Annotated in this window: 18 protein-coding genes; 10 read left to right on the top strand and 8 right to left on the bottom strand. The window is 74.3% G+C overall.

The features are described from left to right. Positions 1 to 93 precede the first annotated feature (93 nt). A complete protein-coding gene (locus RNC47_RS28610) occupies positions 94 to 1830 on the bottom strand; it encodes a serine/threonine-protein kinase (protein WP_311602822.1) in 1737 nt (578 codons plus the stop codon). 406 nt (positions 1831 to 2236) lie between these two features. Between RNC47_RS28610 and RNC47_RS28605 the strand changes: the two genes are divergently transcribed. The 3 genes from RNC47_RS28605 to RNC47_RS28595 all read left to right on the top strand — a co-directional run bounded on the left by RNC47_RS28605 (position 2237) and on the right by RNC47_RS28595 (position 5741). Further along, positions 2237 to 4771: an FHA domain-containing protein gene (locus RNC47_RS28605; protein WP_449657357.1), complete on the top strand. Its 2535-nt coding sequence runs from the start codon at positions 2237 to 2239 to the stop codon at positions 4769 to 4771. 173 nt (positions 4772 to 4944) lie between these two features. Beyond that, positions 4945 to 5319, top strand: a complete 375-nt coding sequence (locus RNC47_RS28600; RefSeq protein ID WP_311602821.1) for a peptidoglycan-binding domain-containing protein — start codon at positions 4945 to 4947, stop codon at positions 5317 to 5319. 68 nt (positions 5320 to 5387) lie between these two features. Further along, positions 5388 to 5741 (top strand): peptidoglycan-binding domain-containing protein, encoded by a 354-nt coding sequence (locus RNC47_RS28595; protein ID WP_311602820.1) that lies wholly within the window; start codon positions 5388 to 5390, stop codon positions 5739 to 5741. A gap of 4 nt (positions 5742 to 5745) precedes the next feature. Here the strand turns inward: RNC47_RS28595 and RNC47_RS28590 are convergent, their stop codons facing one another. Then, on the bottom strand, positions 5746 to 6576 hold the full coding sequence (locus RNC47_RS28590) for an ArsR/SmtB family transcription factor (protein WP_311602819.1): 831 nt from the start codon (positions 6574 to 6576) through the stop codon (positions 5746 to 5748). 461 nt (positions 6577 to 7037) lie between these two features. Between RNC47_RS28590 and RNC47_RS28585 the strand changes: the two genes are divergently transcribed. The 5 genes from RNC47_RS28585 to galE all read left to right on the top strand — a co-directional run bounded on the left by RNC47_RS28585 (position 7038) and on the right by galE (position 13988). Next, a complete protein-coding gene (locus RNC47_RS28585; RefSeq protein ID WP_311602818.1) occupies positions 7038 to 8369 on the top strand; it encodes an ABC transporter substrate-binding protein in 1332 nt (443 codons plus the stop codon). A 72-nt stretch (positions 8370 to 8441) separates the two neighbouring features. Next, positions 8442 to 9743 carry a carbohydrate ABC transporter permease gene (locus RNC47_RS28580; protein ID WP_311602817.1) on the top strand — a complete coding sequence of 434 codons (1302 nt, stop codon included), beginning with the start codon at positions 8442 to 8444 and terminating at the stop codon, positions 9741 to 9743. Further along, positions 9740 to 10669, top strand: a complete 930-nt coding sequence (locus tag RNC47_RS28575; protein WP_387090356.1) for a carbohydrate ABC transporter permease — start codon at positions 9740 to 9742, stop codon at positions 10667 to 10669. Before RNC47_RS28580 ends, RNC47_RS28575 begins: the two co-directional genes overlap by 4 nt. Positions 10670 to 10836: 167 nt before the next feature. Next, on the top strand, positions 10837 to 13029 hold the full coding sequence (locus RNC47_RS28570; protein ID WP_311602816.1) for a bifunctional glycosyltransferase/CDP-glycerol:glycerophosphate glycerophosphotransferase: 2193 nt from the start codon (positions 10837 to 10839) through the stop codon (positions 13027 to 13029). Next, complete coding sequence (gene galE, locus RNC47_RS28565) at positions 13017 to 13988, top strand: UDP-glucose 4-epimerase GalE (RefSeq protein WP_311602815.1); 972 nt, start codon at positions 13017 to 13019, stop codon at positions 13986 to 13988. The genes RNC47_RS28570 and galE overlap by 13 nt, the downstream gene beginning before the upstream one ends. 4 nt (positions 13989 to 13992) lie before the next feature. Here galE and RNC47_RS28560 read toward each other — a convergent pair whose 3' ends face one another. After that, a complete protein-coding gene (locus tag RNC47_RS28560) occupies positions 13993 to 14523 on the bottom strand; it encodes a CGNR zinc finger domain-containing protein (RefSeq protein WP_311602814.1) in 531 nt (176 codons plus the stop codon). A 26-nt stretch (positions 14524 to 14549) separates the two neighbouring features. Between RNC47_RS28560 and RNC47_RS28555 the strand changes: the two genes are divergently transcribed. Then, positions 14550 to 15599 carry an EamA family transporter gene (locus tag RNC47_RS28555; protein ID WP_311602813.1) on the top strand — a complete coding sequence of 350 codons (1050 nt, stop codon included), beginning with the start codon at positions 14550 to 14552 and terminating at the stop codon, positions 15597 to 15599. Between the two features lie 24 nt (positions 15600 to 15623). Here RNC47_RS28555 and RNC47_RS28550 read toward each other — a convergent pair whose 3' ends face one another. The 5 genes from RNC47_RS28550 to RNC47_RS28530 all read right to left on the bottom strand — a co-directional run bounded on the left by RNC47_RS28550 (position 15624) and on the right by RNC47_RS28530 (position 24216). Further along, a complete protein-coding gene (locus RNC47_RS28550) occupies positions 15624 to 16817 on the bottom strand; it encodes a hypothetical protein (RefSeq protein ID WP_394814901.1) in 1194 nt (397 codons plus the stop codon). Next, a complete protein-coding gene (locus RNC47_RS28545; protein ID WP_311602812.1) occupies positions 16808 to 17662 on the bottom strand; it encodes a polyprenol monophosphomannose synthase in 855 nt (284 codons plus the stop codon). Before RNC47_RS28545 ends, RNC47_RS28550 begins: the two co-directional genes overlap by 10 nt. A 123-nt stretch (positions 17663 to 17785) precedes the next feature. Further along, positions 17786 to 22720: an NAD-glutamate dehydrogenase gene (locus RNC47_RS28540; RefSeq protein ID WP_311602811.1), complete on the bottom strand. Its 4935-nt coding sequence runs from the start codon at positions 22718 to 22720 to the stop codon at positions 17786 to 17788. Between the two features lie 282 nt (positions 22721 to 23002). Then, complete coding sequence (locus tag RNC47_RS28535) at positions 23003 to 23677, bottom strand: HAD family hydrolase (RefSeq protein WP_311602810.1); 675 nt, start codon at positions 23675 to 23677, stop codon at positions 23003 to 23005. A gap of 35 nt (positions 23678 to 23712) precedes the next feature. Continuing rightward, the gene (locus tag RNC47_RS28530) at positions 23713 to 24216 is read right to left on the bottom strand and encodes a DUF6912 family protein (protein ID WP_311602809.1); all 504 of its coding nucleotides are present in this window, start codon (positions 24214 to 24216) and stop codon (positions 23713 to 23715) included. A 108-nt stretch (positions 24217 to 24324) separates the two neighbouring features. Here RNC47_RS28530 and RNC47_RS28525 point away from each other — a divergent pair, with 108 nt between their 5' ends. After that, positions 24325 to 24723 carry an Rv3235 family protein gene (locus RNC47_RS28525; RefSeq protein ID WP_311602808.1) on the top strand — a complete coding sequence of 133 codons (399 nt, stop codon included), beginning with the start codon at positions 24325 to 24327 and terminating at the stop codon, positions 24721 to 24723. The last annotated feature ends 195 nt before the right edge of the window (positions 24724 to 24918 follow it).

Here is a 24918-nt window from a genome sequence, read left to right as displayed (position 1 = left end):
ACGGGACTACCGCGTGCCCGGCTTGCCCGGTTTTATTGGCATGCCCGGACGAAATTCCACCCTCGGAAGTCGATAAATCCCCGAGGTCGTCGATTATTCGGGGACGCTGTTCTGGATGTCCTCGACTTGCTGATTGGCCTCCTCGATCAGGCCCAGCCATTCCCGGACGTCGTCGAACCACCCGGTGACGGTGTCCCAGAAACTCCGGCCGTCGGCAATCCAGTCCTGAAGCGGCGTGAAGTTCCAGACCAGAAAGCAGATGACGACGAGGATCAGCACCATGAACAGGCAGCCCTTGAGGCAGCCGAGCCCCGGGATGCGCATGGGGTTCGCGCTCCGTGACCGGCCGCGCGGCTCGTCGTTCCGGCGCGGGGCCGGCTCCTGGTAGCGCGGCGGCACCGGCGGCTGGTAGCGCTGCGGTTGCTGCTGGTACTGCTGGGGCTGGTACTGCTGCGGCTGCTGGTACTGGGGTGGCGGCGCCACGGGGTAGCCGTAGGCCCCGCCCTGGCCCTGCTGCTGTGGCGGGGGCGCGACGCGCTGCGGGCGGCGCTGGGGGCGCCGCTGTGGGGCGCGCTGCAGGGGGTCGAGCGCCGGCTCGGCGGGCTGGACCCTGGTCGGTTCGTTGCGGTCGCGGGCGGCCCGCAGCTGGTCACCCCAGGCCGTCGGGAGCTGCGGCTCGGGCGGCGGCGCGCCCTGGGCCGGCATGGCCCGGGTGGCCGACAGGTCGTCGTCGCGCCCACCGCCGCCCTGGCCGTGGTCGGGTCCCGCGCCGTGCTGCGGGAGCACGCTGGTGGCGCCGTAGGGGTCGGAGCCGCCGGCGGAGGCCGAGCCGCCGGGCAGCACCTGGGTGGGCTCGGCGGATCCTGGCGGGCTGATCCCCGTGCCCGGCACCAGGACCGGGTTGGTGTCCGGCGCGAGCAGCGCGGCGACGCCGAGCGCGGCCGTGCGCTGCTCGGGGCTCGCGTTCTCCGCGATGCCGGCGGCGACGGTCCGCAGCGCGCGGGCCAGCGCGGCGGCGCTCGGCCGCTCGTCCGGGCTCTTGCGCAGGCAGCAGTCGATGACGGTCCACAGCGGGTCGGGCAGCCCGGCGGGCCTGCGGGGCTCGTCGCTCAGGTGCCGGCGGAGGATCTCCAGGGTGCTCGCGCCGCCGAACGGCGGCTGCCCGGTGACCAGCTCGTACAGCACGATGCCGGCCGCGTAGACGTCGACGGCCGAGGTCTGCGGGCGGCCCTCGGCGGACTCGGGGGCGACGTAGGACGGGGTGCCGACGAACTCGCTGGCGCGGGTGACGCCGGGCGAGTCGGCCAGCCTGGCGATGCCGAAGTCGGTGAGCATCGGCCGCAGCGCCACGTTCTCGTCGTCGGCGCCGGCGAGCAGCACGTTGGCCGGCTTGAGGTCGCGGTGCACGATGCCGCGGGCGTGGGCGGCGGCCAGCGCGTCGGCGATCTGGGCGGTGAGCAGCGCCGCGGCCACCGGCGAGAACCGGCGGTTCTCGTAGAGGTAGCGGTGCAGGTCGGGGCCGTCGATCAGGTCCATGACCAGCGCTATCATCTCGCCCTCGACCACCAGGTCGCGGGTGCGGACGATGTTCTGGTGGTTGTCCCCGCTGAGCCGCAGCAGCACCGCGCGCTCGCGCAGGAAGCGCATCACCACGTCGGGGTCGGAGGCGAGCTCCTCCTTGAGGACCTTGATGGCGACCCGCTCGCCCGGCTGTCCCGCCACGGCCGCCTCGTCCCCGGCGGACTCGCGCTGGCGGCCCCGGTAGACGGTGCCCGTGGCACCGCGCCCCAGGGGCTCCTCGAGCAGGTATTTGCTGCCTACCGGCCGCACGTGAGCTCCCTGGCATCGCTGGTGGTGACGGGTTCGAGGTCCCTACTGTAGTGCGACCGCCCGCGGAAGGGCGGCGCCGTCCGCACGGCCGGGCCCGGGCCGGGGCCACGGCCGGCTCACGTGGGGGGACGCCGTCCCGTGGCGCTTGGTTGCGCTCCACGGTCCGGCGGGCCTTACGATCACCTCCGCCGCCGCGACGAGCCGCGGCGGGTGCCACCGATCAGTTTTGGTCAGAAGTCTTGGTCGGAATCTGGTCAGAAGCAGCCAATCAAGATCACTAACTGTCGGGAGCGCGGCGCGCCGTCAGTGGCGGGTGCGAGGATGCTTTCAGCATCAGCATCCGATGCGACGACTGGTGCGAGCGGGCGCGTGACAGCCGGGGCTGGCGAGGTGACCGGGAGGGCCGATGCCGATTCAGATCAGGTTGACCGTTCTCGGACACGGAGACGCCGCCGCGGGCGTCGACGTGCAGGTCGCCGCCCCCGCCGACACCCCGCTCGCCGCCGTGCTCGGCTCGCTGGCCGCCGCCCTCGCGCCCGGCTCCGCGACGCCGGGCGCCGTCTTCTGCGAGGACCACAGGCTCGACCCGAGGCGCGCCCTCCTCGGCCAGCCGCCCCTGGTCGACGGCGCCGTGCTCGCCTTCCACAAGCCGGTCGAGAGCGCGGGCCACGAGCCGGTGCCCGGCAGGCTCCTGGTCGTGGCCGGCCCCGACGCGGGCGGCGTCCACCTGCTGCGCGGCGGCGTCGCCAGGATCGGGCGCTCGGCCGAGGCCGACATCCCGCTCGACGACCCGGACGTCTCGCGCGTCCACTGCGCCATCTCCCTCGACCCCGGCGGCCGGGTGACGGTCACCGACCTCGGCTCGCGCAACGGCACGCTGCTCGACGGCCGGCCGGTCACCGGCGGCCCGGTGCCGATGCCGCCGGGCGCCCTGCTGCGGCTCGGCGAGTCGCTGATAAGGGTCGAGGTCGAGGGCGCCGTGCCACCCCCGCCCGTCGCGCCACCCGGCGTCCCCCAGGCCCGCAGACGCGGCCTGAAGGACCTGGCCGGGCGGCGACAGTCCGGCGGCGCCCCGGCCGAGCCGGAGACCGCCCGCGCCGCGGCCCCGGAGCCGGCCGCGGCCGACGCGCGCTGGCCCGACCTCGCGGCGCTGCTGCTGACGGCCCTCGGCTCGCCCCGCGCCCCCGCGGCCGGCCCTCGGCTGTGGGAGCGCGGCGCCACCCACCAGGACGCGTTCGGCGTCCGGCTCGGCACCGCGCAGCGCGGGGCCGAGCCCCCGAGACCCGTCACCGTGGCACTGCCGGAGGCCGGCTCGCTCGGTCTGGCGGGGCCACGGGAGCGGGTGGCGGGCGTCGCCAGGGCCGCCCTGGCCCAGCTGGCCGCGCTGCACCCGCCGAGCGCGCTCGAACTGGTGGTGCTCGCCCCCGGCCGGGCGAGCGAGTGGTCCTGGCTCGGCTGGCTCCCGCACACCCGCCCCGCCCGGGGCCAGGACTGCCGGCTGCTGCTGGCCTTCGAGCCCGCGCAGGCGACCGCCAGGATCCAGGAGCTGACCGAGCTCGCCGCCCGACCGTTCGCCGGCCGCCGCACCGTGGTGCTGGTCGACGGCGACCCCGGCGGCCCCGAGGCCAGGGCGGCCCTCGCCCACCTGGCGATAACGGGGCCGGCCGCCGGCATCCATCTGATCGTCCTCGCCGAGGCGCCGCCGGCCACCCCGGCCTCGCCCACGGCGCAGACGCTGGCCGCCGCCAGGGCCGCCTCCCCGCTCTTCCGCGCCTGCGGCACGGTGGGCCTGCTCACCGGCGCGGTCGCCACCTCGCTGCGGCTCATCGGCTCGGACGGCGCGGAGAGCCCGGCCGCCGGAGCCGACGCCGTGTCGGCGGCCTGGGCCGAGCGGTTCGCCAGGGCGCTGGCGCCCGTCACCGAGGAGACCGTGGGCCGGCCGGCCGGGTCGCCCCGCCAGGCCGCCGCGCCGCTCCCCGAGAGCTGTCGCCTGCTCGACGCGCTCGAGCTGGCCCGGGTCACGCCCGGCACGCTGCGGGAGCGCTGGCACCGGCACACCGGCCTGCCGCTGGTGCTCGGCGCGGGCGTCGAGGGCCCGGTGGCCGTCGACCTCGCCGACCTGACCGCCCCGCTGACCGTCGACGGCGGCCCGGGCTCCGGCCGCACCGAGCTGCTGAACACGCTGGCCGCCTCGCTGGCGAGCGCGCTCTCCCCCCGCGACCTGTCCCTGCTGCTGGTCGAGGGCGCGGGCGCGGGCCTGCGCCCGAGCGCCGAGCTGCCGCACGTCGCGTCGTACGTGGGGGCCACCGACCCGGTGCGGATACGAGCCTTCGCCCAGGCCCTGCGGGAGGAGCTCAAGCGGCGGGCCGCGCTGCTCGGCGAGGCCGACTTCGGCCGCGCCCCCACCAGGACCCGCCGGGTCCACCCGCCGCGCCCGGCGGTGGAGGACGACCTGCCGCCGATGCTGGCGCGCGGCAGCGACCCCCTGCCCTGGCTGGTGGTGCTGGTCGACGACTTCGACGCCCTGCTGACCCCGCCGCTCGGCGCGCCGGGGCGGCAGGCCGCCGGCTCGGTGCTGCGGGTGCTCGACGCGGTGTCCGGCGAGGGCCGGCGCCTCGGCGTCCGGCTGATCGTGGCGGGCGGCCGGGTGGCGGCCGGCGCCCCGGCCTGGATCTCGCTGACCGGCCAGCCGCCCGGGCGCGGCGAGCTGTGGCGGGCCGGCGCGACCACGGCCTTCCAGGCCGGCCGGGTCACCGGCCGCATCCCCCGCACCGCGACGCTGCGGCCCACCGTCACCCGGCTCGACTGGGCCCGCGCCGGCGATCCGCCGACCACCCGCCCCGTCCGCGAGCTCGGCAACGGCCCGACGGACGTGGCCCTCCTCGCCAGCGCGGCCACCCGCGCGGCGGAGACGGACCACCCCACCGCGACGCTGGTCTGACCGCTCCGAGTCGTGAAGATCGCGCCCTCCGCGAAGGGGGTGTGACCTGCGGACTTCGGCCAGCGCGCAACAGCGTGGTCGCGCCCCCTCACACTTCGTCAAGCTGGGTGCCGTGAGGGGGGAACGCTCGACTCCTCCGCCTCCGTGAGACAACCCCAGGACGAGGAGAACTCATGCGAACCATGCGCAAGTTGGCCGTCTCCACGGCCGTCACCACGGCCCTCGTGACCGGCGCGACGGTGCTGGCCGCCGCGCCGGCGTCGGCGACGCCGGACCGCGGCGCGGTCTCGGCCGACTCCATCGAGGCGTCGGCCTGGTACTGCGGCTACGACAACCGGACGACGCCGCCCACCATCGCGTACGGCAGCTCGGGCAACACCGTGCGCGAGGCCCAGTGTCTGCTCAACACCTTCGGCTACGGCCTCGCGGTCGACGGTCAGTTCGGGCCCGCGACCCGCTCCGCCGTGCGCAACTTCCAGTCCCGGTTCGGGCTGGCCGTCGACGGGATCGTCGGCCCGAACACCTGGTACGGGCTGCGCAACTACTGATCGCGCCGCGCGAGCCGCCCCGGCCACCGCTGGGGCGGCTCGCCCGCTTCCCGGAAGGAGCACCTGCCATGCCATCCCCGCGCAGCGCGACGGCCGCGGTGGCGATCGCCGCCGTCGTGTTCACCGGTCTCGGCACGCTGAACACCGCCCAGGCCGCCGACGTACGCCCGACCGCGCACTACTGCGGCTACGACAGCCGTGTGACGCCACCCACCATCGCGTACGGCAGTACCGGCGATACCGTTCGCGAGCTGTGGTGCCTCCTGGTCGTCTGTGGCTACGACCCGGGGGCTTACGACGGCGTCTTCGGCGACGGGCTGCGGCGGGCCGTCCGCGCGTTCCAGCGCGACCACGGCCTGGCCGTGGACGGGATCGTCGGCCCGACCACCTGGTACGCCCTTCGCAACTGCGTGCCTGCCTGACGCGTCACGCCTCGGCCCGCAGCAGGGTCCGTCCCAGCGGGGTCAGGGTGTGGACGACGACGTTCCCCCGGCGGACCGAGTCGGCGAGGCCAGCCTGCCGGAGCACCATGGCGTGTTCGCTCGCGGTGGGGGCGGCGACGCCCGCGCGGCGGGCGAGCTCGCCGGTGGTGCAGCCGTCCTCGATCACGCCGAGGCAGGCCGCGCGGGTCGTGCCCAGCAGCCTGACGAGGGCGCGGCGCCGGGTGCCCTCGTCAGGTTCCTCGAACCAGCCGGGCTCGAGCCCGATCTGGTACACGAGCGTGGCGGGGCCCTCCGGGGCGGCCCGCAGGATGGGGTGCCGCCCGCAGAAGACGCTCGGCAGCAGGACGAGGCCCCGGCCGGCCAGGTCGACCTCGCGGTCGGTCCGCTGCCGCACGGTCAGCACCGGCGGCTCCCACCGCGCCGGCGGCTGGAGGGTGCCGAGCAGGCTCTCGCCGCCGGCGTCGAGCAGCCTCCTGGCGCGGGCGGCCCGTTCGGCGTCGACGAGGCGGTGGATCCGTGGCCAGTAGGGCGCGATGGCGAGTTCCTCGTAGAGGCGCAGCACCGCGCGGTCCCGAGGCGACGCCGGATCGGGGAGGTCCGGGGACGGGCGGGCCAGCGTGCGCAGTCGGGCCAGCGTGGGCGGTGGCAGGCGGACCAACCCCGCGCGCACCCGGGTCCGCCAGGGGTCGAAGACGCTCCGCCCCTGGTCGGCGCCGAGCCGCCGGAGGCTCAACACCGTCTCCACCCACCGCTCCGGCCCGTCCGCGAGGCCGACCCGACAGAGATCCGCATCCGTGACGCGCACGCGCAGCACGACGACAACACTCCCCCCGGACGGCCCCCACAGCACGTCCTGCGGTCAGTGTGCGCGGGCCCGCATCCGCCCAACAGCCTCCTTTTCGGCCATTTCGCCGCCAATCATGACAAAAACTCGCCTTCGTGATCGTCGCGTGACTGGCGCGGCGGAACGGGCCGGCCGTCGTCGGGTGATGCCGTCAGCTTGTGAATGCACACATGCGAACGCATCCAGACTTGTCTGGACCACATCCCGCGCACGGCAATAACATCCCGATCACAAAGGCGACTTGGCTACCGTCTGCTCTTGCCCGGGCATCCTCCCGGGCGTAGGACATTCGCCACAGGACATGCGGTGTGGCAGGCCCTGCAGCCGGCTCGGCGCATTGCCGCACCTGAAGGGGTGAGGCTGTGTTCATGCACGGTTCAGGCCGGAAATCCCGGCGAGGGGCCGGAGGAACCAGGGGGTCCACGCGTGCCGTGGCCGCGGCCGCGCTGACGCTCTCGACGCTTGCGACGCTCACCGCGTGCGGCGGTGAAGAGGGCGAGGACCGGGGCAACCGGCAGTCGACCATCGAGCTGCCGGACCTCAGCGGGCAGAGCCTGGAGGTCGCCGCGGTCTGGACGGGCGCGGAGCGGGACAACTTCCTCCGCGTGATGGACGAGTTCGAGCGGCTGACCGGCGCCTCGGTCAGCTTCGTGCCGAGCGGTGACAACGTCTCGCAGTTCGTCAGTTCCAAGATCGAGGGCGGCGCGCCGCCCGACATCGTGATGGTCCCGCAGCCCGGCGTGCTGCGGGAGTTCGCCGCGAACGGCTGGATAGCCCCGGTCGGCGACCTCGTCCAGGAGCAGCTGGACGCCAACTACACGCCGGGTTGGCAGGCCGTCGGCCAACACGAGGGCGAGCAGTACGGCGTGTACGTCAAGGTCGCCAACAAGTCGTTGGTCTGGTACAGCTCGACGGCCTTCGACTACGCGGGCGTCTCGGCGCCGTCGACCTGGGACGAGTTCGTCGACACGGCCTGGACGGTCTGGGAGTCGGGCACCACGCCGGTCTCGGTGGCCGGCGGCGACGGCTGGACGCTGACCGACTGGTTCGAGAACATCTACCTCTCGCAGGCCGGGCCCGAGGCGTACGACCAGCTGATCGCGCACGAGATCCCGTGGACCGACCAGACGGTCACCGACGCGCTGACCACGCTCGGCGAGCTCTTCGGTGCCAACCAACTGCTGGCGAACGGCAACAGCGGCTCGTTGCAGACGGACTTCCCGACCTCCGTCACCCAGACCTTCATCAACCTGGAGATCCCGGACGCCGCGATGGTCTTCGAGGCCGACTTCGTCGGGGCCGTCATCACGGACTCCACGGACGCGGTGATCGGCGAGGACGCGCTGGTGTTCCCCTTCCCGGCGGTCGGCGAGGGCGACCCGCCGGTGGTGAGCGCGGGAGACGCCGCGGTCGCGGTGGCGCCGGACGGCGAGGCGTCGGAGGCGCAGGAGGCGATGCTGGCCTTCCTCGCCTCCACCGACGCCGCCGCGATCTGGGCCGAGGGCGGCGGCATGGTCTCCCCCAACCGGTCGCTCGACCTCGCCGCCTACCCCAACGACGTGCAGCGGGGCATCGCGGACGCGCTGATCTCGGCGGGCGACGACTTCCGCTTCGACCTGTCCGACCAGACGCCGGCGGCCTTCGGCGGCACCACCGGGCAGGGCATGTGGCAGGGCCTGCAGAACTTCCTGCGGAACCCGGACGACATCGAGGGCGCCCAGCAGTACCTGGAGTCGCAGGCGGCGAGGGCGTATGGCGACTGAGGCCCCGACCGCAACCGACCGGCGGACGACGCCGCGACGCTTCAACGACGACTCATCACGGACGGAGATCTCATGGCTTCCGGCAAGGCGGTGATCAGAGCCCGCCCCTGGGCGGTAGCCAGCTTCCTGCTGCCGGCGCTGCTGCTGCTCGGCGCGCTGGTCCTCTACCCCATCGGGTACTCGATCTGGTACAGCTTCTTCGACGCGTCGGGCGACGAGTTCGTCGGCCTCGACAACTTCACGGAGATCTTCTCCAACGAGGCGACCAGGACGGCGCTGCGCAACAACCTGATCTGGATCATCCTGGCGCCCACGGTGGCCACCGCGCTGGGCCTGATCTTCGCGGTGCTGACCGAACGCATCCGCTGGGCCACGGCGTTCAAGCTGCTGGTGTTCATGCCGATGGCGGTCTCGATGCTGGCCTCCGGCATCATCTTCCGGCTGGTCTACGAGCAGAACCCGGAGCGCGGCCTGGCCAACGCCGTGCTGACCACGGTCCACGACACCTTCGTCGGCTCCTCGTCCTGGCCGGACGCCGAGCCGCGCCCCGGCGGGCCGCTCACCGCGCAGGAGGACGGCTCCTACCTGCTGGACGCGCCGGTCTCGGCCGGCACCCCGGTGCTGCTGCCGCTGGTCGCGGTGCCCCAGCCGGAGCTGGCGGACGCCGAGCCGGCCGCCACCGCGGCGAGCGACCCGGGGCAGGTCACCGGCACGGTGTGGATGGACTTCACCCGGGGTGGCGGCGGCGAGCGGAACGCCATCGACGGCGAGGAGCGCGCGCTCGCGGGCATCACCGTCGAGGCGGTGCGGGACGGCGAGGTGGTGGCCGAGGCGGACACGGCGGCCGACGGCACCTTCGCGCTGCCGGCGGAACAGGCGGACGGCGCCCAGCTACGGCTGGCCGCCGACAGCTTCGCCGCCCCCTACAACGGCGCGAGCTGGCTCGGTCCCGACCTGATCACCCCGGCGATCATCGGCGCCTACGTGTGGATGTGGGCGGGCTTCGCGATGGTGCTGATCGCCGCGGGCCTGGCCAGCGTGCCCCGGGAGACCCTGGAGGCGGCGCGCGTCGACGGCGCCAACGAGTGGCAGGTGTTCCGCCGGGTCACCGTCCCGCTGCTCGCCCCGGTGCTGGCCGTGGTGATGGTGACGCTGATGATCAACGTCCTGAAGATCTTCGATCTGGTCTACATCATCGCGCCCAGCTCCAGCCAGGCCGACGCCAACGTGCTGGCGCTCCAGCTCTACATCTCCGCCTTCGGCGCCGAGCCCGACCAGGGCCTGGGCAGCGCGATCGCGGTGCTGTTGCTGCTGCTGGTGGTGCCGATGATCATCTTCAACCTGAGAAGGCTGCGACGGGAGAACCAGCGGTGACCGCCACCACCTTGACCGCGCAGGCGCCGGAGCCGGCGAAGGACACCGGCCCGGCCGCCGACTCCGGCCCGCCGCCCCGCTCGTTGGGCTCCCGGCTGGCCTCGTTCGCCGCGAGCGGCGCCGTGCGCGTCCTGCTCGTCGTGCTCGCGCTGATCTGGCTGCTGCCGACCGCGGGGCTCTTCGCCTCCTCCTTCCGCACGCCGCGCGACATCGCGTCGACGGGCTGGTGGGAGGCGCTGACCGATCCCGGACAGTGGACGTTCGAGAACTACGACGCGCTGCTCTCCAACGACACCTTCACCAGCTCGATCTGGACCACGATCGCGATCACCGTGCCCTCCACGGTGCTGGTGGTCGTGCTGGGCGCGGCGGCCGGCTACGCCTTCGCCTGGCTGGACTTCCCCGGCCGCGACTACTGGTTCCTGCTGGTGGTGGCGCTGCTCGTGGTGCCGGTGCAGGTGGCGCTGCTGCCGGTGGCCCGGCTCTTCAACACGCTGGGGATCTTCGAGACGACGCCGGGCGTGGTGATCTTCCACTCCGCGTTCGGCCTGCCGTTCGCCATCTTCCTGCTGCGCAACTTCTTCGCGGACATCCCGCGCGAGTTGCTGGAGGCGGCGCGGCTCGACGGCGCGGGCGAGCTGCGGCTCTTCACCCGGGTGGTGCTGCCGCTCGGCGGCCCGGCGATCGCGGCGCTGGCGATCTTCCAGTTCATGTGGGTGTGGAACGACATGCTGGTGGCGCTGATCTTCGCGGACGCGGGTTCGCCGCCGATGACGGTGGCGCTCCAGCAGGAGATGCGGCAGTTCGGCAGCAACTTCGACGTGCTGGCGCCGGGCGCGTTCCTCACGATGCTGATCCCGTTGGCGATCTTCTTCGCCTTCCAGCGGCAGTTCGTGGCCGGCGTGATGTCGGGCGCGGTGAAGTAGCGCCGCCCCGCACCGCCGCCTCGTGGCCGCCGGTCCGCTTCCCGCGGGCCGGCGGCTACGCCGTTCGGTGGGATCGCGGGCGCGACACCTCGGACCATCCCCGGGATGACGGTACGGAAGAGAGATTGTCAGATCGTCCGGACAATCCCCTACCTGGATGTGGTGCCGTGCCCCGCTTCAGCATCATCGTGCCCGCCTTCCGAGTCCAGGCGTACCTGCCGGCCTGCCTGACGTCCGTGCTCTCCCAGGACTTCCGGGACGTCGAGCTGATCGTGGTCGACGACGCCTCGCCCGACGGCTGCGGCGAGATCGCCGCCGACGTCGCCGCCGCCGACCCCCGCGTCACCGTGATCACGCTCGACCGGAACGTGGGCCCAGGGCCGGCCCGCAACGCCGGCATCGACCGGGCCACCGGCGACTACCTGCTGTTCCTCGACGGCGACGACGTCCTGACCCCCGGCTCGCTCGCCGCCCTCGACGCCAGGATCACCGCCACCGGCGACCCCGAGCTGCTGGTGTTCGGCCACGCCCGGCTCGCCTGGCACGGCCGGGTCACCCCCGCCGACCCGCCCGGCACGCTGACCGCGCGCCCGACCGAGGCCACCCCGCTGGCCGGCCGGCCGGAGCTGCTCGGCATGGAGCCGATCGCCTGGGCCCGCGCCTACCGCCGCGACCTCGTCACCCGGCTCGGCCTGCGCTTCCCCGCCGGCCACTACCAGGACGTGCCCTTCGCCTACCCGGCGCTGGCCGGCGCCGGTTCCATCGCCGTCCTCGACCGGGTCTGCCTGCACCACCGGGAGCGCCGGCACGGCGGCCGGGCCGAGAGCGCGGGGAGCGGGCACCTGGACGTGCTGCGCCAGTACGAGCTGGCCTTCGCGCTGCTGCCCACCGACCGCTGGCGGGCCGCCCTCTACCGCCGGATGGTGGCGCACCTGACCGCCGTCCACCGGGGCACCGCGCTGCCGGCCGCCGACCGGGCCGCCTTCCTGCGCGCCTGCCGGGAGCTGTGCCTCAGGCACCGGGCGGCCGCCGGCGCCACGGCCATCGGCGGCCGGCGCGGCGCCGGCCTCCCGCTGCCCAGGCTCCGCGGCCGGCACGCCTACCGGCTGCTCGCCGCCGCCCGGCGCCTGACGCGCCGGACCCGCGCCGCGCTCGGCGTGCTGGGCGCCCGCGTACGCGCCGCCGCCGCTGGCGCGCGCGCCGTCGCGCTCCGGGCGCACTACCGCCTCCAGCTGCACCGGCCCCTCGATCCCCAGCTCGCCGTCTTCACCACCCACGACCGGCGCTACGCCTGCCACCCGGCCGCCCTGGAGGCCAAGGTGCGCGAGCTCGCCCCCGGCATCCGCACCGCCTGGGCGGCCGGCCCCGAGCACCCGCTGCCCGCCGGCATCCAGCGCCTGGTCCCCGGCACCGCCGGCTACTGGACGGCGCTGGCCCGCGCCCGGTACCTGGTCTCCAACACCGACTTCCCCGCCACGCTGGCCGACCGCCGGGGCCAGCTGCGCCTCCAGACCCACCGCGGCACCCCGCTCGCCCCCCAGGGCCTCGACGTCGCCGACCGCGAACTCGACCCGCTGCTGCGCCAGATCGACCGCTGGGACCACTGCCTGTCGGCCAACCGGCACACCACCCTGGCCTGGCAGACCGCCTTCCCGGCCGGCTACACGGTCCTGGAGTACGGCTCACCGCGCGCCGACCTCTTCCACACGGCGCGCCCCGAGGAGGTCGCGGACGTCCGCGCCCGCCTCGGCGTGCCCGAGGGCGCGCGCGCCGTGCTGTACGCCCCCGCCCCGCGTGGCTATCCGCGCCAGCCGCTCGACACCCTGGAACTGGCCCGCGAACTCGGCCCCGACTTCGCCGTGCTGAGCGCGGAGGAGCACCCGGACACGCCGCTGGAGAGGCTCTGCCTGGCCGCCGACACGCTGGTCACCGACTACGCCCCCGTGCTCTTCGACTACGCCGGCCTCGACCGGCCGATCGTCGTCCACATCCCCGACTGGGAGGCGTACCGCGCCGTCCACGGCACCTACCTCGACCTGCCCGCCGTCGCCCCCGGCCCGGTCACCAGGACCCTCCCGGAGCTGGCCGCCACCCTGCTCCGCCCGTGGCTGTGGACCCACCCGCGCTCGGCCGCGCTGCGCGCCGAGTTCCGCCGCCGGTTCTGCCCCTACGACGACGGCTTCGCCGCGGAACGCGTGGTGCGCGCCTTCTTCCTCGACGGGCGTGGGGTGCCGCCCGTGGTCCCCGACGAGTGCCGCCGGCCCGTGCCGTCCCCCGTCGCCATCACGCCACGCGCCGCCGTCACGCCGCCTCCCCCTCAGCCCAACGCCCCGAGAAAGGTGAGCACATGTCCTATCTGATCACCGGCGGCGCCGGCTACGTCGGCGCCCACGTGGTGCGTGCCCTGGCCCAGGCCGGCGAGAGCGTCGCGGTCTACGACGACCTCTCCACCGGCGACACCACCCGGCTGCCCGACGGCGTCCCGCTGGTGCGCGGCTCCGTGCTCGACCGCGGCCTGCTCGACCGGACCCTCACCGAGCACCGGGTCACCACCGTCGTCCACCTCGCCGGCCACCAGGACGCCGCCGAGTCCGTCCGCCAGCCGCTGCGGTACTACCGGGAGAACCTGCACGGCCTCCAGATCCTGCTGGAGGCGGTACGCGGCGCCCGCGTCCCCCGCTTCGTGTTCGGCTCATCGGCGGCGGTCTACGGCGCCCCCGAGACGGAACTGATCACCGAGGACGCCCCCTGCCTGCCGACCACCCCGTACGGCGAGACCAAGCTCGCCGGCGAGTGGCTGGTGCGCGCCGCGGGCCGCGCCCACGGCATCAACACCGCCGCCCTGCGCTGCGTCAACGTCGCCGGCACCGCGGCGCCGCACCTGGCGGACACCGCGGGCCGCGGCCTGCTCCCGATGACGTTCGAGTACCTGCACGCCGGCTCCCCGGCCCGGATCCTCGGCGACGACTACCCGACCGGGGACGGCACCTGCGTGCGCGACTTCGTGCACGTCGAGGACGTGGCCGACGCCTTCGTGGCCGCCGCCCAGGCGCTGGTCGAGCAGCCGACCCCCGACCACCTGCCCCTCAACGTCTCGCGCGGCGAGGGCGTCTCGGTCCGCCAACTGATCCGCGCCGTCGCCGAGATCACCGGCCACACCCGGCTGCGCCCCAGGACCGCCCCGCGCCGCCCGGGCGACCCGGCCAGGATCGTCGCCTGCCCCGACCTGGCCGCCAAGCACCTGGGCTGGACCGCGAGCCGCTCCCTGGAGGACATGATCACCTCGGCCTGGGCCGGCTGGCTGCGCACCGCCCCCTGAGCCGTCAGGCGGTCGCCCGCCGCCGCTGCTCGCGGTGGCGGGCGACCGCGTCGTTGTTGGAGCAGCGGACGGAGCAGTAGGCGCGCCGGCCGTTGCGGGAGGTGTCCACGTAGGCGAGGCCGCAGTTGGCGCGGGCGCAGCGGCCCAGGCGCTCGGGCGCGGCGAAGCAGACGACGTAGGCGAGGCCGGCCGCGGTGACGGCGCGGATGTGGGCGGCGGGCCCGGCGCCGGGGAAGCTGTAGTGCAGGTGCGGGTCACGGCCGCCGTGTTGGGAGATGTAGGGCCGGCTGGAGGCGTCGGCCAGCAGCGCGTTGATGGTCTCGCAGCGCCGGGTGGTGTCCTGCGGCCCGAAGCAGGGGGCGAGCCGGCGGCTCCAGTTCCAGATGTCCCCGGCCTCCGCCTCGTCGAGCCTGGGGCGGGAGATGTCCCGCGCGACCAGCAGGGGTTCGAGCTGGTCGGGGGTGGGTGGGGCGGGGAGGTTGACGAGGTCGGCGGCGAGCCGGGCGGCCTCGCCGCCGTAATGGTTGAACTGCATAAGGCCATGACATCACGCTGGACGTCATGAGCACCATCCTGCTGGTACTGGGACAGATCACCTCGCTCCAGCTCGGCGCCGCGGTCGCCAAGGGCGCCTACGACCAGGTCAGTCCGCTGGCCCTGGCCGGGCTCCGGCTGACCATCGCTGCCCTCGTGCTGTGTGCCGTCGCCCGGCCCCGGGTGCGCGCCCTCGACGCACGCCAGTGGCGGGCCGTGGTGGGGCTCGGCCTGATCCTGGCGACGATGAACGTGGCCTACTTCGGCGCCCTCGAACGGCTGCCGATCGGGGTGGCCGCCACCCTGGAGCTGCTCGGCCCGCTGGCGCTCGCGGTCGGCCTCTCGCGCCGCCCGGGGCAGCTGTCGGCCGCGCTGCTGGCGCTCGCCGGGGTGCTGCTGCTGGCCGCGCCCGGCGCCTCGCTGGCCGCCGCCGGGGTGGTCCTCGGGGTGCTGGCCGGCGCCTGCCGGGCCGGGTACGTGCTGCTCAACAGGCAGGTGGGGGCCGTGTTCTCGGACTGGACGGGGCTCGCCCTGGCGCTCGCGGTCGGCGCCTGCGCCCTGGCCCCGGTGGCGGCCGTGGTGGACGGCGGCGCGGTGGTGGCGCACCCCGACGCGCTCGGCGCCGGGCTCGCGGTGGCGGTGCTGTCCTCGCTCGTCCCCTACACGCTGGACATGGTGGTGCTGCGGCGGGTGGACGCCCGCACCTTCGGCGTGCTGCTGTCGCTCACCCCGGCGGTCGGCGCGGCCGTGGGCTTCACGCTGCTCGACGAGCGGCTGAGCGCCCGTCAGCTCGGCGCGATCGCACTCGTGGTGGCGGCCAGCGCCTGGGCCGTCGCGCAGTCGCGGCGCCGAAGCACCGAGCCCGTCAGGATCCACACGCCGCGTGCCGAGGCATCGGACGCGGCGGCCGAGGAGGACGTCTGCCCGGTCTGCGGCCGGCCGGCCCCGGGCTCCGGGGAGCAGTGGACGCTGCGCTCCCGGCACCACTCCTCGCAGGGCTCGGTCGAGTACTGCGCCACCGCGGGCGGCTGCCTGGTGGTGCTGGTGGACGGCGAGATCGTCAAGCACACGGCGTAAGGGAGCTGGACCCCGGCGAGGCGCTTACGGCGGGCCTGGACCGAGCAGCGTCAGCGCGCCGTAGCAGCCGGAGGCCAGCGCCGCCAGCGCGACCACCAGCGCGCGCCGCCGGGGCGGCAGCCGCAGCAGCGCCATGGTCGCCGGCAGCAGCAGCGCGAAGGCCGGCATCATCAGCCGTGGCCGGGAGCCGAAGTAGCCGGAGCCGACCAGCGACGTGACCACCACGACGACCGTGTAGACCAGCAGCGCCAGCGGCCACCGCCCCCGCGCCAACAGCCACAGCAGCCAGCCCACCAGGGCCAGCGCGGCGGCCAGGCCGATCCCGCCGAGCACGTTGCCCGTCAGGTTCTCCCAGACGAAGCCGAGCAGCGCCAGACCGCCGTCGAAGCGGTTGCCCCACTCCGCCTGCACCTCGAAGTAGCCGAACGGGCCGCCCCGCCGCACCCCCACGTAGACCACGTAGCCGAGCCAGCCGAGCGGCGCCAGCGCCACGCCGAGCAGCAACCGCGGCGGCAGCCACCCCGGCAGCCGCGGCGACGCCCGCCGCGCCCGCCACACCTGGACGGCGGCCGGCAGCCACACGGCGGCCACCACGGCCGCCCCGCTGGGGCGGGTCAGCCCGGCCGCGAGCGCCAGCGCGCCGGCCCACACCCAGCGCCCGGTGAGCACCGCGTACAGCGCCCAGGCGGCGAGCGCGGTGAACAGCGTCTCGGTGTACGCCATCGACTGGACGAAGGCCGTCGGATACGCCCCCCACAGCGCCGCCAGCAGCACGCCGGCCGCCCGCCGCCCGGTGACCAGCGCGGTGACGGCGTAGATCCCCCAGGCGGCGGCCAGCGCGGCGACCTGGGAGACCAGCAGCCCCGCGTCGCCCGCCCCGAGCGGGGTGACGGCGATGACCGCCCGCTCCAGCGCCGGAAGCAGCGGGAAGAACGCCAGGTCGGAATGGACGCCGCCGTCCGCGAGCCGCACCTCGTAGCCGTAGCCGCCCTCGGCGATCCTGGCGTACCACAGCGAGTCCCAGCGGGCGGTCAGCAGCGTGTGCGGACTCCGGTCCTCGACGGCCGCCCAGATCGCCAACAGGATCAGCCCCGCCGCCCGCACCCCGGCGTACGCCAGCAGCGCGGGCGCCGCGGCGCGCGGCGTCGGCGATCCCGCGCCGGGGGACGCCGACGGCTCGTCCACGCCCTCCGGGGACCGCGACGAGGTCAGGGCCACCGGCGGTCAGTCCCCGCCCGGCGGCGCGCGGCCGGACGGATCACGGCGCCCACCCGCCCGGCCCGACCCGCGGCGAGGTCGCCGAGCAGCAGCCGCCAGGGCAGCACCGCCGCCTCCAACTGCACCCCGGCCGACATCTTCGAGGCGCCCTGCCGGCGCTCCTCGAAGCGGATCGGGATCTCCACGGCCGGGCAACCGGCGCGCACCGCCGCGTACTTCAGCTCCACCTGGAAGCAGTACCCGTTGCTGCGGACCTCTTCCAGGCGGAGCGCGCGCACCACGTCGGCGTGCCAGAGCACGAAGCCGGCGGTGGCGTCCCGCAGGCCGGTGCGCAGCACCGCGCCGACGTAGCGGTTGGCCCAGCGGGAGAGCAGCCGCCGGTGCGGGGCCCACTCGCTGGCGAGCCGACCGCCCGGCACATAGCGGCTGCCGACCACGAAGCCGGCGCCGGTGGCCAGGGCGCTGCCGATCAGCTGCGGCACGTAGGCCACGGCGTGGCTGCCGTCCGCGTCCATCTGGAGCACGTACTCCGCGCCCCGCTCGACAGCCCTGGTCATCCCGGCGACATAGGCGCGGCCCAGGCCGTCCTTGACGGTGCGGTGCAGCACCTCGACCCGGCCCGGGTGGCTCTCGGCCAGCTCCTCGGCGATCCGCCCCGTGCCGTCCGGGCTGTTGTCGTCCACCACGAGCAGCCGCAGCCCGGGCAGCGGCAGCGCGAGCAGCTCCTCGGCGATGACCGGCAGGCTCTCGGCCTCGTTGTAGGTGGGCATCACCACGGTGACCGCCACGTCACCGCACGCCTCGATCCACGCGGGGGCCGAGCCCTCGGGCGCCGCACCCGCCATGGTCCGCTCCAGTCGCTCGTGAGGCTGATGATCCGAACGACATCGTAACCATGGCCGTCCAGGGGCCCGGGAGGTGCGTGCCGGGAAGCCGGGGGGTCGCTTCCCGGCACGCGGTCTCGCGGGTCAGCGGTTGCTGCGCAGCAGGGTCCGCATGGTCCGCATGGCCACCGAGAGGTTCGCCAGGTCGAAGCTCTCCGAGGACTGGATGTCCCGCAGGGTGGTGCGGGCCCGGCCCAGGATCGCCGCGCTGCGCTGGGCCCAGGCCGCGAACCGCTCCTCGGGGGTGGCGTCCGCGTCGCCCTCGGCCAGCACGTCCGCCGTGATCAGCTGGTGCGCGGCGTACAGATCCTCGCGGATCGCGGTGCGCGCCATGGACTGCCAGCGGTCGGCCCGCGGCAGCTCGCTGATCCGGTCCTGGAGCTGGGTGATGCCCAGCTCGTCGCTGAGGTGGAAGTAGACCTCGGCGACGTCCAGCAGCTCCCGGCCCGTGCGGTCGGCGACGGCCACGATGTCGAGCGCGGGGAAGACCGCCGAGAACCCGGCCACCTGCTGGGCCAGCTCCGCCGGCACGCCCGAGCTCACGAGGTCGTCGTGCAGGCTGGCGTGCCACTCCAGGTCGCGGCCGCGCAGCAGCTTGGGCAGCTCCTGCCAGACCTGGCCGACCCGCTCGCCGAACAGCTCGATGGTGTCGGTCAGCTGCAGCGGCTGCGGGCGGTTGTTGAGCAGCCAGCGGGCACCGCGCTCCACCAGCCGCCTGGCGTGCAGCCTGATCCTGGTGAGGGTGGCGGCCGCCACCTGGTTGTCCAGGCTCTCGGCGGTGTCCCAGATCCCGGCCAGGCCGAAGATCGCGCGGGACGCGGTGTGCGCGCGGACGACCTCCTCGGTGGAGGCGCCGGACTCCTCCTGCATCCGGTGGACGAAGGAGCAGCCGCCGACGTTGATCGTGTCGTTCACCAGGAGGGTGGTGATGATCTCGCGGCGCAGCGCGTGGCCCTCGACGCGGTCGGGGAACCGCTCGCGCAGGGCGGTCGGGAAGTAGGCGTAGAGCAGCCGGCTGACGTAGGGGTCGTCGGGCAGCCCGGTGGACAGCAGCTCGGCGGTGACGGTCAGCTTGGCGTAGCCGAGCAGCACCGACAGCTCGGGCTGGGTGAGGCCGCGGCCGACGGCCCGACGCTCGCGGAACTCGTCGTCCGAGGGCAGGAACTCGAGGTCCCGGTCGAGCCGGCCGCTCTCGCTGAGCCTGCGGATCAGCCGCTGGTGCGCCTGGACCAGTCCTGGCGCGGTGGCCTCGCTGTTGGCCAGCACCACGTTCTGCGCGTAGTTGTTGCGCAGCACCAGGGCGGCGACCTCGTCGGTCATCTCGGCGAGCAGCGCGTTCCGCTGCTTGAGGGTCAGGTCGCCGTTGGCCACCACGGAGTTGAGCAGGATCTTGATGTTGACCTCGTGGTCCGAGGTGTCGACGCCCGCGCTGTTGTCGATGGCGTCGGTGTTGCAACGGCCGCCGGCCGCCGCGAACTCGATCCTGCCGCGCTGGGTGAGGCCCAGGTTGCCGCCCTCGCCGACGACCTTGGCCCGCAGGTCCCGGCCGTCGACCCGGATCGCGTCGTTGGCCTTGTCGCCCACGTCGGCGTGGGTCTCGGCCGAGGACTTCACATAGGTGCCGATGCCGCCGTTCCACAGCAGGTCGACGGGGGCGCGCAGGATGGCCTGCATCAGCTCGGCCGGGGTGAGCGCCGCGACGTCGGACCCGATCCCGAGGGCCGCGCGGACCTGCGGGGTGACGGGGATGGACTTCGCGGTCCGCGGGTGGACGCCGCCGCCCTTGGAGATCAGCGAGGTGTCGTAGTCGGCCCAGGACGAGCGGGGCAGCTCGAACAGCCGGCGCCGCTCGGCGTAGGAGACGGCCGCGTCCGGCTCGGGGTCGAGGAAGATGTGCCGGTGGTCGAAGGCGGCGACCAGCCTGATGTGCTCGGAGAGCAGCATGCCGTTGCCGAAGACGTCACCCGACATGTCGCCGATGCCGGCGACCGTGAAGTCCTGGGTCTGGGTGTCGTGGCCCAGCTCCCTGAAGTGCCGCTTGACGGACTCCCAGGCGCCCCGGGCGGTGATGCCCATGCCCTTGTGGTCGTAGCCGGCGGAGCCGCCGGAGGCGAAGGCGTCGCCCAGCCAGAAGCCGTAGGCCTGGGCGACCTCGTTGGCGATGTCGGAGAAGGTGGCGGTGCCCTTGTCGGCGGCGACCACCAGGTAGGTGTCGTCGCCGTCGTGCCGCACCACGTCGGCCGGCGGCACGACGCGGCCCTCCACCAGGTTGTCGGTGATGTCGAGCAGGCCCGAGATGAACGTGCGGTAGCAGGCGATGCCCTCGGCCAGCCAGGCGTCCCGGTCCTCGGCCGGGCTCGGCAGCTGCTTGCCGACGAAGCCGCCCTTGGCGCCGACCGGCACGATCACCGTGTTCTTCACCTCCTGGGCCTTCACCAGGCCCAGGATCTCGGTGCGGAAGTCCTCCCGGCGGTCGGACCAGCGCAGGCCGCCGCGGGCGACCTTGCCGAACCGCAGGTGGACGCCCTCGACGCGCGGCGAGTACACCCAGATCTCGAAGGCCGGGCGCGGCTCGGGCAGGTCGGGGATGCCCTTGGGGTCGAGCTTGAGCGACAGGTAGCCGTGCGGCTTCCCGTCCTGGTCGGACTGGAAGTAGTTCACCCGCAGGGTGGCCTTGATGACGTTGAGGAACGCGCGCAGGATGCGGTCCTCGTCCAGGTTGACCACCTGTTCGAGGGCGCCGTCCAGCTCCTCGAGCAGCCCGTCGGTCAGCTCGCGGCCGGCGCTCTGCCGCTGCGGGGCGTGCCGGGCCTCGAACAGGTTCACCAGGAGGCGGGTGGTGTGCACGTTCCGCTGGAGGGTGACCTCCATGCGCTCCTGGGTGAAACGGGCGCCGGCCTGCCACAGGTACTTGGCGTAGGCCCGCAGCACCATCGCCTCCCGCCAGGTGAGCCCGGCGGAGAGCACCAGCGCGTTGAACCCGTCGTTCTCCGCGGCGCCGGTCCAGGCGGCGGCGAACGCGTCCTGGAACCGCTCGCGGGCGTCGGCGCCGAGGCCGGCGGCCAGCGCCTCGGGGATCCGGATGCCGAAGTCGTAGATCCAGGCGGTGGACCCGTCCCCGACGCGCAGCTCGTACGGCCGCTCGTCGACGACCTCGACGCCCAGGCACTGGAGCACCGGCAGGACGGCGGAGAGCGAGACCGGCTCGCCGATCCGGTAGATCTTGAACCGCCGCTCGCCGGGCGCCGCGTCGACCGGCTCGTAGAGGCTGAGCGCGAAGTCCCGCCCGCGGCCCGGCTCCAGGCTCACCACGTACTGGAGGTCCGCGACGGCGGCGCGCGGCGGGAAGTCCGCCTTGTAGCCCTCGGGGAAGGCGCTCGCGTAGCGGCGGCCGAGCTCGGCGGCGCGCTCCTCGCCGCACTCGGCGAGCAGCGCGTCCGTGAAGCCGTCGGCCCAGGAGCGCGACGCCTCGGCCAGCCGGGCCTCGATCCGCTCGACGTCGGCGTCGGTGAGCTCGGGCAGCTCGGTGCCGGCCGGCACCCGGATCACGAAGTGCAGCCTGGACAGCACGGACTCGGTGTTCCAGGCGGTGAAGTCGACGTTGCTGCCGCCGAGTTCCTCGACGAGGATGTCGGTCAGCCGCAGCCGGACCGAGGTGGTGTAACGATCCCGCGGCAGGTAGACCAGGGCCGAGTAGTAGCGGCCGTACTCCTCCTGCCGGAGGAACAGCCGCAGCCGGCGGCGCTCCTGGAGGTGGAGCACGGAGCCCGTGATGCTGCCCAGCGTCTCGACCGGGGTCTGGAACAGCTCGTCGCGCGGGTAGGTCTCCAGGATCTGCAGCAGGTCCCGGCCGCTGTGGCTGTCGGCGCCGAAGCCGGCCCGGTCAAGGACCTCGGCGACCTTGCGGCGGATGACGGGGATCCGGCGCACCGAGCCGGTGTAGGCGGCGGCCGAGAACAGGCCGAGGAAGCGGCGCTCGCCCACCACCTTGCCCTGGGCGTCGAACTTCTTGACGCCCACGTAGTCCAGGTAGGACCTGCGGTGCACGGTGGCGCGGCTGTTGGCCTTGGTGAGGATCAGCAGCTTGGGCTCGCGGGCCTTGGCCCGGGCGGAGGGCGAGAGCCTGCTGAACGCCGCGGAGGCGGTGGGGTTCGCCGAGTCCGGGTCGTGGGCCGGGTCGGAGCGCAGGATGCCGAGACCGGTGCCGGGGATGGCGCGCAGCACGTCGCCCTCGCCGCCGTTGTCCTCGCGGGCCAGCTCGTACTCGCGGTAGCCGAGGAAGGTGAAGTGGTCGGCCGCGAGCCAGCGCAGCAGCTCCCTGGCCTCCTCGACGTCGGGCTCGGTGAGCTCGGCGGCGAGCGGCTCGCCGGGCAGCTCCTCGGCGATGCGCAGCGCGGTGCCGCGCATCTTCTGCCAGTCCTCGACGGCCTCGCGGACGTCGCGGAGCACCCGGCGCAGGTCGGCCTCGATGCGCCGCAGGTCGTCGCTGTCGGTCTCGCGGTCGATCTCGACGTGGATCCAGGACTCCAGGACGGCGTCGGCGGGACGCTCGGCGGCGCCGCCGTTGGTGTCGAGCACCTCGACGAGCCGGCCGGTCACGTCGCGGCGGACCAGGACCTGGGGGTGGACGACCACGTGGATGCCCCGGCCCTGCCGGGACAGCTCGTTGGTCACCGAGTCGACCAGGAACGGCGCGTCGTCGGTGACGACCTCGACGACGGTGTGACTGGAGGACCAGCCGTTCTGCTCGACCGTGGGGGTGTGGACGCGCACGTTCGCCGTGCCCTGCGGGCGGTTGGCGGCGAGCCGGTAGTGGGACACGGCGGCGCCGTAGACGTCGACCGGGTCGCGGCCGGCGATGTCCTCGGGGGCGATGAAGAGGTAGTAGCGCTGGAGGTAGGCGCTGAGCACGGCGGAGTCCATGCCGTGGCCGGGCGGGCCTCCGGCGACACCGTGCTCCGCTACCTGGGCGGCTTGTGCCAGCAGTTCGGCTTTGGCTTCGTCCAGCTTGTTGTGCATGTCCTCTGGCTCCTGTCGCGCACCGTCGGGCGACGTCGGGGTTCGGTCACCGGGCAGCGCTCGATCTCGTGAGGCTCGATCTCGTTGATCACGCGGATCGTGGGAATCGGGTGACGGGGAAGGCTCCCGGCGGAACGGACCAGCGACGGGGCCGGCCCGGCTATCCGCCGGGCGCCCGAGGAGGCGGCGCTGCCTCCGGCCGGAACGCCGGCCGCTATCGCGCTGATCACGGACACCAGGCTATCCCCACCGGCCCCGGCGCAGGGCCCCAGTTGAGCAAGATCAGAGGGTAGCGGGGGCACCTGTGACCAACTCCTCAGCAACGCGCACCGCGTCCGCGAGGCTGTCGACCACGGGCACTCCGGCGCGCGCGAGACTGCGCCGGCTGTGCGACCCCCCGCTGTAGAGCACGGCCTTGGCCCCCACGTGACGGGCGGCGACCGCGTCGTCCACCGCGTCCCCGATGACCACCACCGAGCCGGGCTCGACCCCGCCGAGCGCGGCCACATGGCGGGCCATCTGCTCGGCCTTCCCGGTGACGCTCCCGCCGCCGGTGCTGCCGTCCACCCGGGTGAAGTGCTCCGCGACGCCGAGCCGCGCGAGCAGCGGCAGCAGCTGCTCGTGCGCGGCGAGCGAGCACACCGACTGGGTGCGGCCGGCCGCCCGCCAGGCCGCCAGCAGCTCGGCCGCGCCCTCGGCGAGCGCCACGCCGGCGACCAGGGCCCGGTAGTGCCGGTGGAAGGCGCCGTCCAGCACCTCCCACTCCTCCCCCACGACCGGCCGCCCCAGCAGCCGCTCGTAGAACAGGGGCACCGGCACGCAGAACAGCTCCCGGTACCGCTCGAGCGTGATCGGCGGTATCCCCAGCTCCTCGAACGAGGCGTTGGTCGCCGCCACCACCACGGCGGTGTCGTGCAGCAGAGTCCCGTTCCAGTCCCACACCAGATGTGTCGCCATGACCCTCACGGTACGGGGAGCCACTGACAACGGGGTTACAGAAGGTGATCGATCTCCTGCACGCCGTACCACAGCAGCTCGTGGTCGGCGGCACCGTCCACCACGAACTGCGCGTCGTCGTCCCCCAGGTCGGCGGCGCCGAGCGCGGCGGCGGCCGCGGCGATGTCGGACTCCGCGTCCGGCGCGTCCACGTGCACCGAGGCCAGCTTCGCCACCGGCACGGCCTCCGTCAGCCGCACCTCGGCCAACGCCTCCGGATCCATGGCCCGGTCCGGGTCGGCGACCGCGGCACGGTCCGGCACGTCGGCGGCGACCACCACGCGACGCCTGACGGCCTCGGGATCCACGGCCAGCAGCCGGAGCGACGCCTGCGCGGCGCGGCTCATCGCCGCGTACTCCAACTCCTCCTGGTCGCCGGAGAGGTACCACTCGCGCAGGGCCGGCGTGACGGCGTAGGCGACGAGCGGCGCCGGCCCGGCCTCTCCCGACCGGTGCAGCTCCGCGAGCCCGGCGAGGGTGAGGGGCAGGTAGACGCGCATGGCCGGTCACTGTACCAGCCGAGCCCGATCTTGCCGCTGGGTAATCGGATAGCTACAATCCGCCACAGTTACCAGTGAGTAGCTTTTTTATCGGGGGTGGTATTCCAGATGAGAACCAGCAATCGCCGGCCCGCCAACCGCCAGGACTCGCGGCGCCCGAACCGGCCCCTGCCGGCTCGCCGACCGGGCCCCCAGGACTGGTTCGCACACCGGCTGCTGCTGATCCTCAGCGGTCAACGACCGGTCCACACCTTGCTGGGCCACGTCCGCGAGCACGCCTACGAACAACTCATCGGCCTGGCGCCCCACACGCCACTCCGCCCGGCGCCCGGCGAGAACGGCACCCTCGCCCTCCGCGCGGTCGGCGTCTGCCGCCCCTCCCCCGACGCGATCGAGGCCTTCGCCCGCATCACCAGCGGCCCCAGGACCCGCGCGTTCGCCTTCCGGCTGGAGCGGATCGACGCGCGCTGGCAGTGCGTGGCGATCGAACTGGACACCGTCCCCTAGCCACGCCGGCGGCTCGCCGGCCGACGCCACGTGCCGGGCCTGACGGCCCGGTACGGGGCCGGCGCCCGGCCGCGCTGCGCGCGGGCACGGCCCGGTGGGCCGGACCCAGCGCTCCGCGCAGGGGGTCTTCCCCCACCCGCCCGCCCTTTTCGCACGCTTCGCGCGGGGGTGGCCCTGCGGGCCGGGCCCGTGGCG

Source organism: Streptomyces millisiae, assembly GCF_031845425.1.
Lineage (GTDB): Bacteria > Actinomycetota > Actinomycetes > Streptomycetales > Streptomycetaceae > Streptomyces > Streptomyces millisiae.
The sequence above is the reverse complement of the archived record's forward strand: the minus strand, read 5'-3'. Positions and strand labels throughout refer to the sequence as shown.

What these genes read in the sequence shown, in the direction of transcription:
- RNC47_RS28605 (WP_449657357.1), top strand. Translation starts at nt 2,237, where the DNA reads ATGCCGATTCAGATCAGGTTGACCGTTCTCGGACACGGAGACGCCGCC.
- RNC47_RS28600 (WP_311602821.1), top strand. Translation starts at nt 4,945, where the DNA reads ATGCGAACCATGCGCAAGTTGGCCGTCTCCACGGCCGTCACCACGGCC.
- RNC47_RS28595 (WP_311602820.1), top strand. Translation starts at nt 5,388, where the DNA reads ATGCCATCCCCGCGCAGCGCGACGGCCGCGGTGGCGATCGCCGCCGTC.
- RNC47_RS28580 (WP_311602817.1), top strand. Translation starts at nt 8,442, where the DNA reads ATGGCTTCCGGCAAGGCGGTGATCAGAGCCCGCCCCTGGGCGGTAGCC.
- galE (WP_311602815.1), top strand. Translation starts at nt 13,017, where the DNA reads ATGTCCTATCTGATCACCGGCGGCGCCGGCTACGTCGGCGCCCACGTG.
- RNC47_RS28560 (WP_311602814.1), bottom strand. Translation starts at nt 14,523, where the DNA reads ATGCAGTTCAACCATTACGGCGGCGAGGCCGCCCGGCTCGCCGCCGAC.
- RNC47_RS28555 (WP_311602813.1), top strand. Translation starts at nt 14,550, where the DNA reads ATGAGCACCATCCTGCTGGTACTGGGACAGATCACCTCGCTCCAGCTC.
- RNC47_RS28545 (WP_311602812.1), bottom strand. Translation starts at nt 17,662, where the DNA reads ATGGCGGGTGCGGCGCCCGAGGGCTCGGCCCCCGCGTGGATCGAGGCG.
- RNC47_RS28540 (WP_311602811.1), bottom strand. Translation starts at nt 22,720, where the DNA reads ATGCACAACAAGCTGGACGAAGCCAAAGCCGAACTGCTGGCACAAGCC.
- RNC47_RS28535 (WP_311602810.1), bottom strand. Translation starts at nt 23,677, where the DNA reads ATGGCGACACATCTGGTGTGGGACTGGAACGGGACTCTGCTGCACGAC.
- RNC47_RS28530 (WP_311602809.1), bottom strand. Translation starts at nt 24,216, where the DNA reads ATGCGCGTCTACCTGCCCCTCACCCTCGCCGGGCTCGCGGAGCTGCAC.
- RNC47_RS28525 (WP_311602808.1), top strand. Translation starts at nt 24,325, where the DNA reads ATGAGAACCAGCAATCGCCGGCCCGCCAACCGCCAGGACTCGCGGCGC.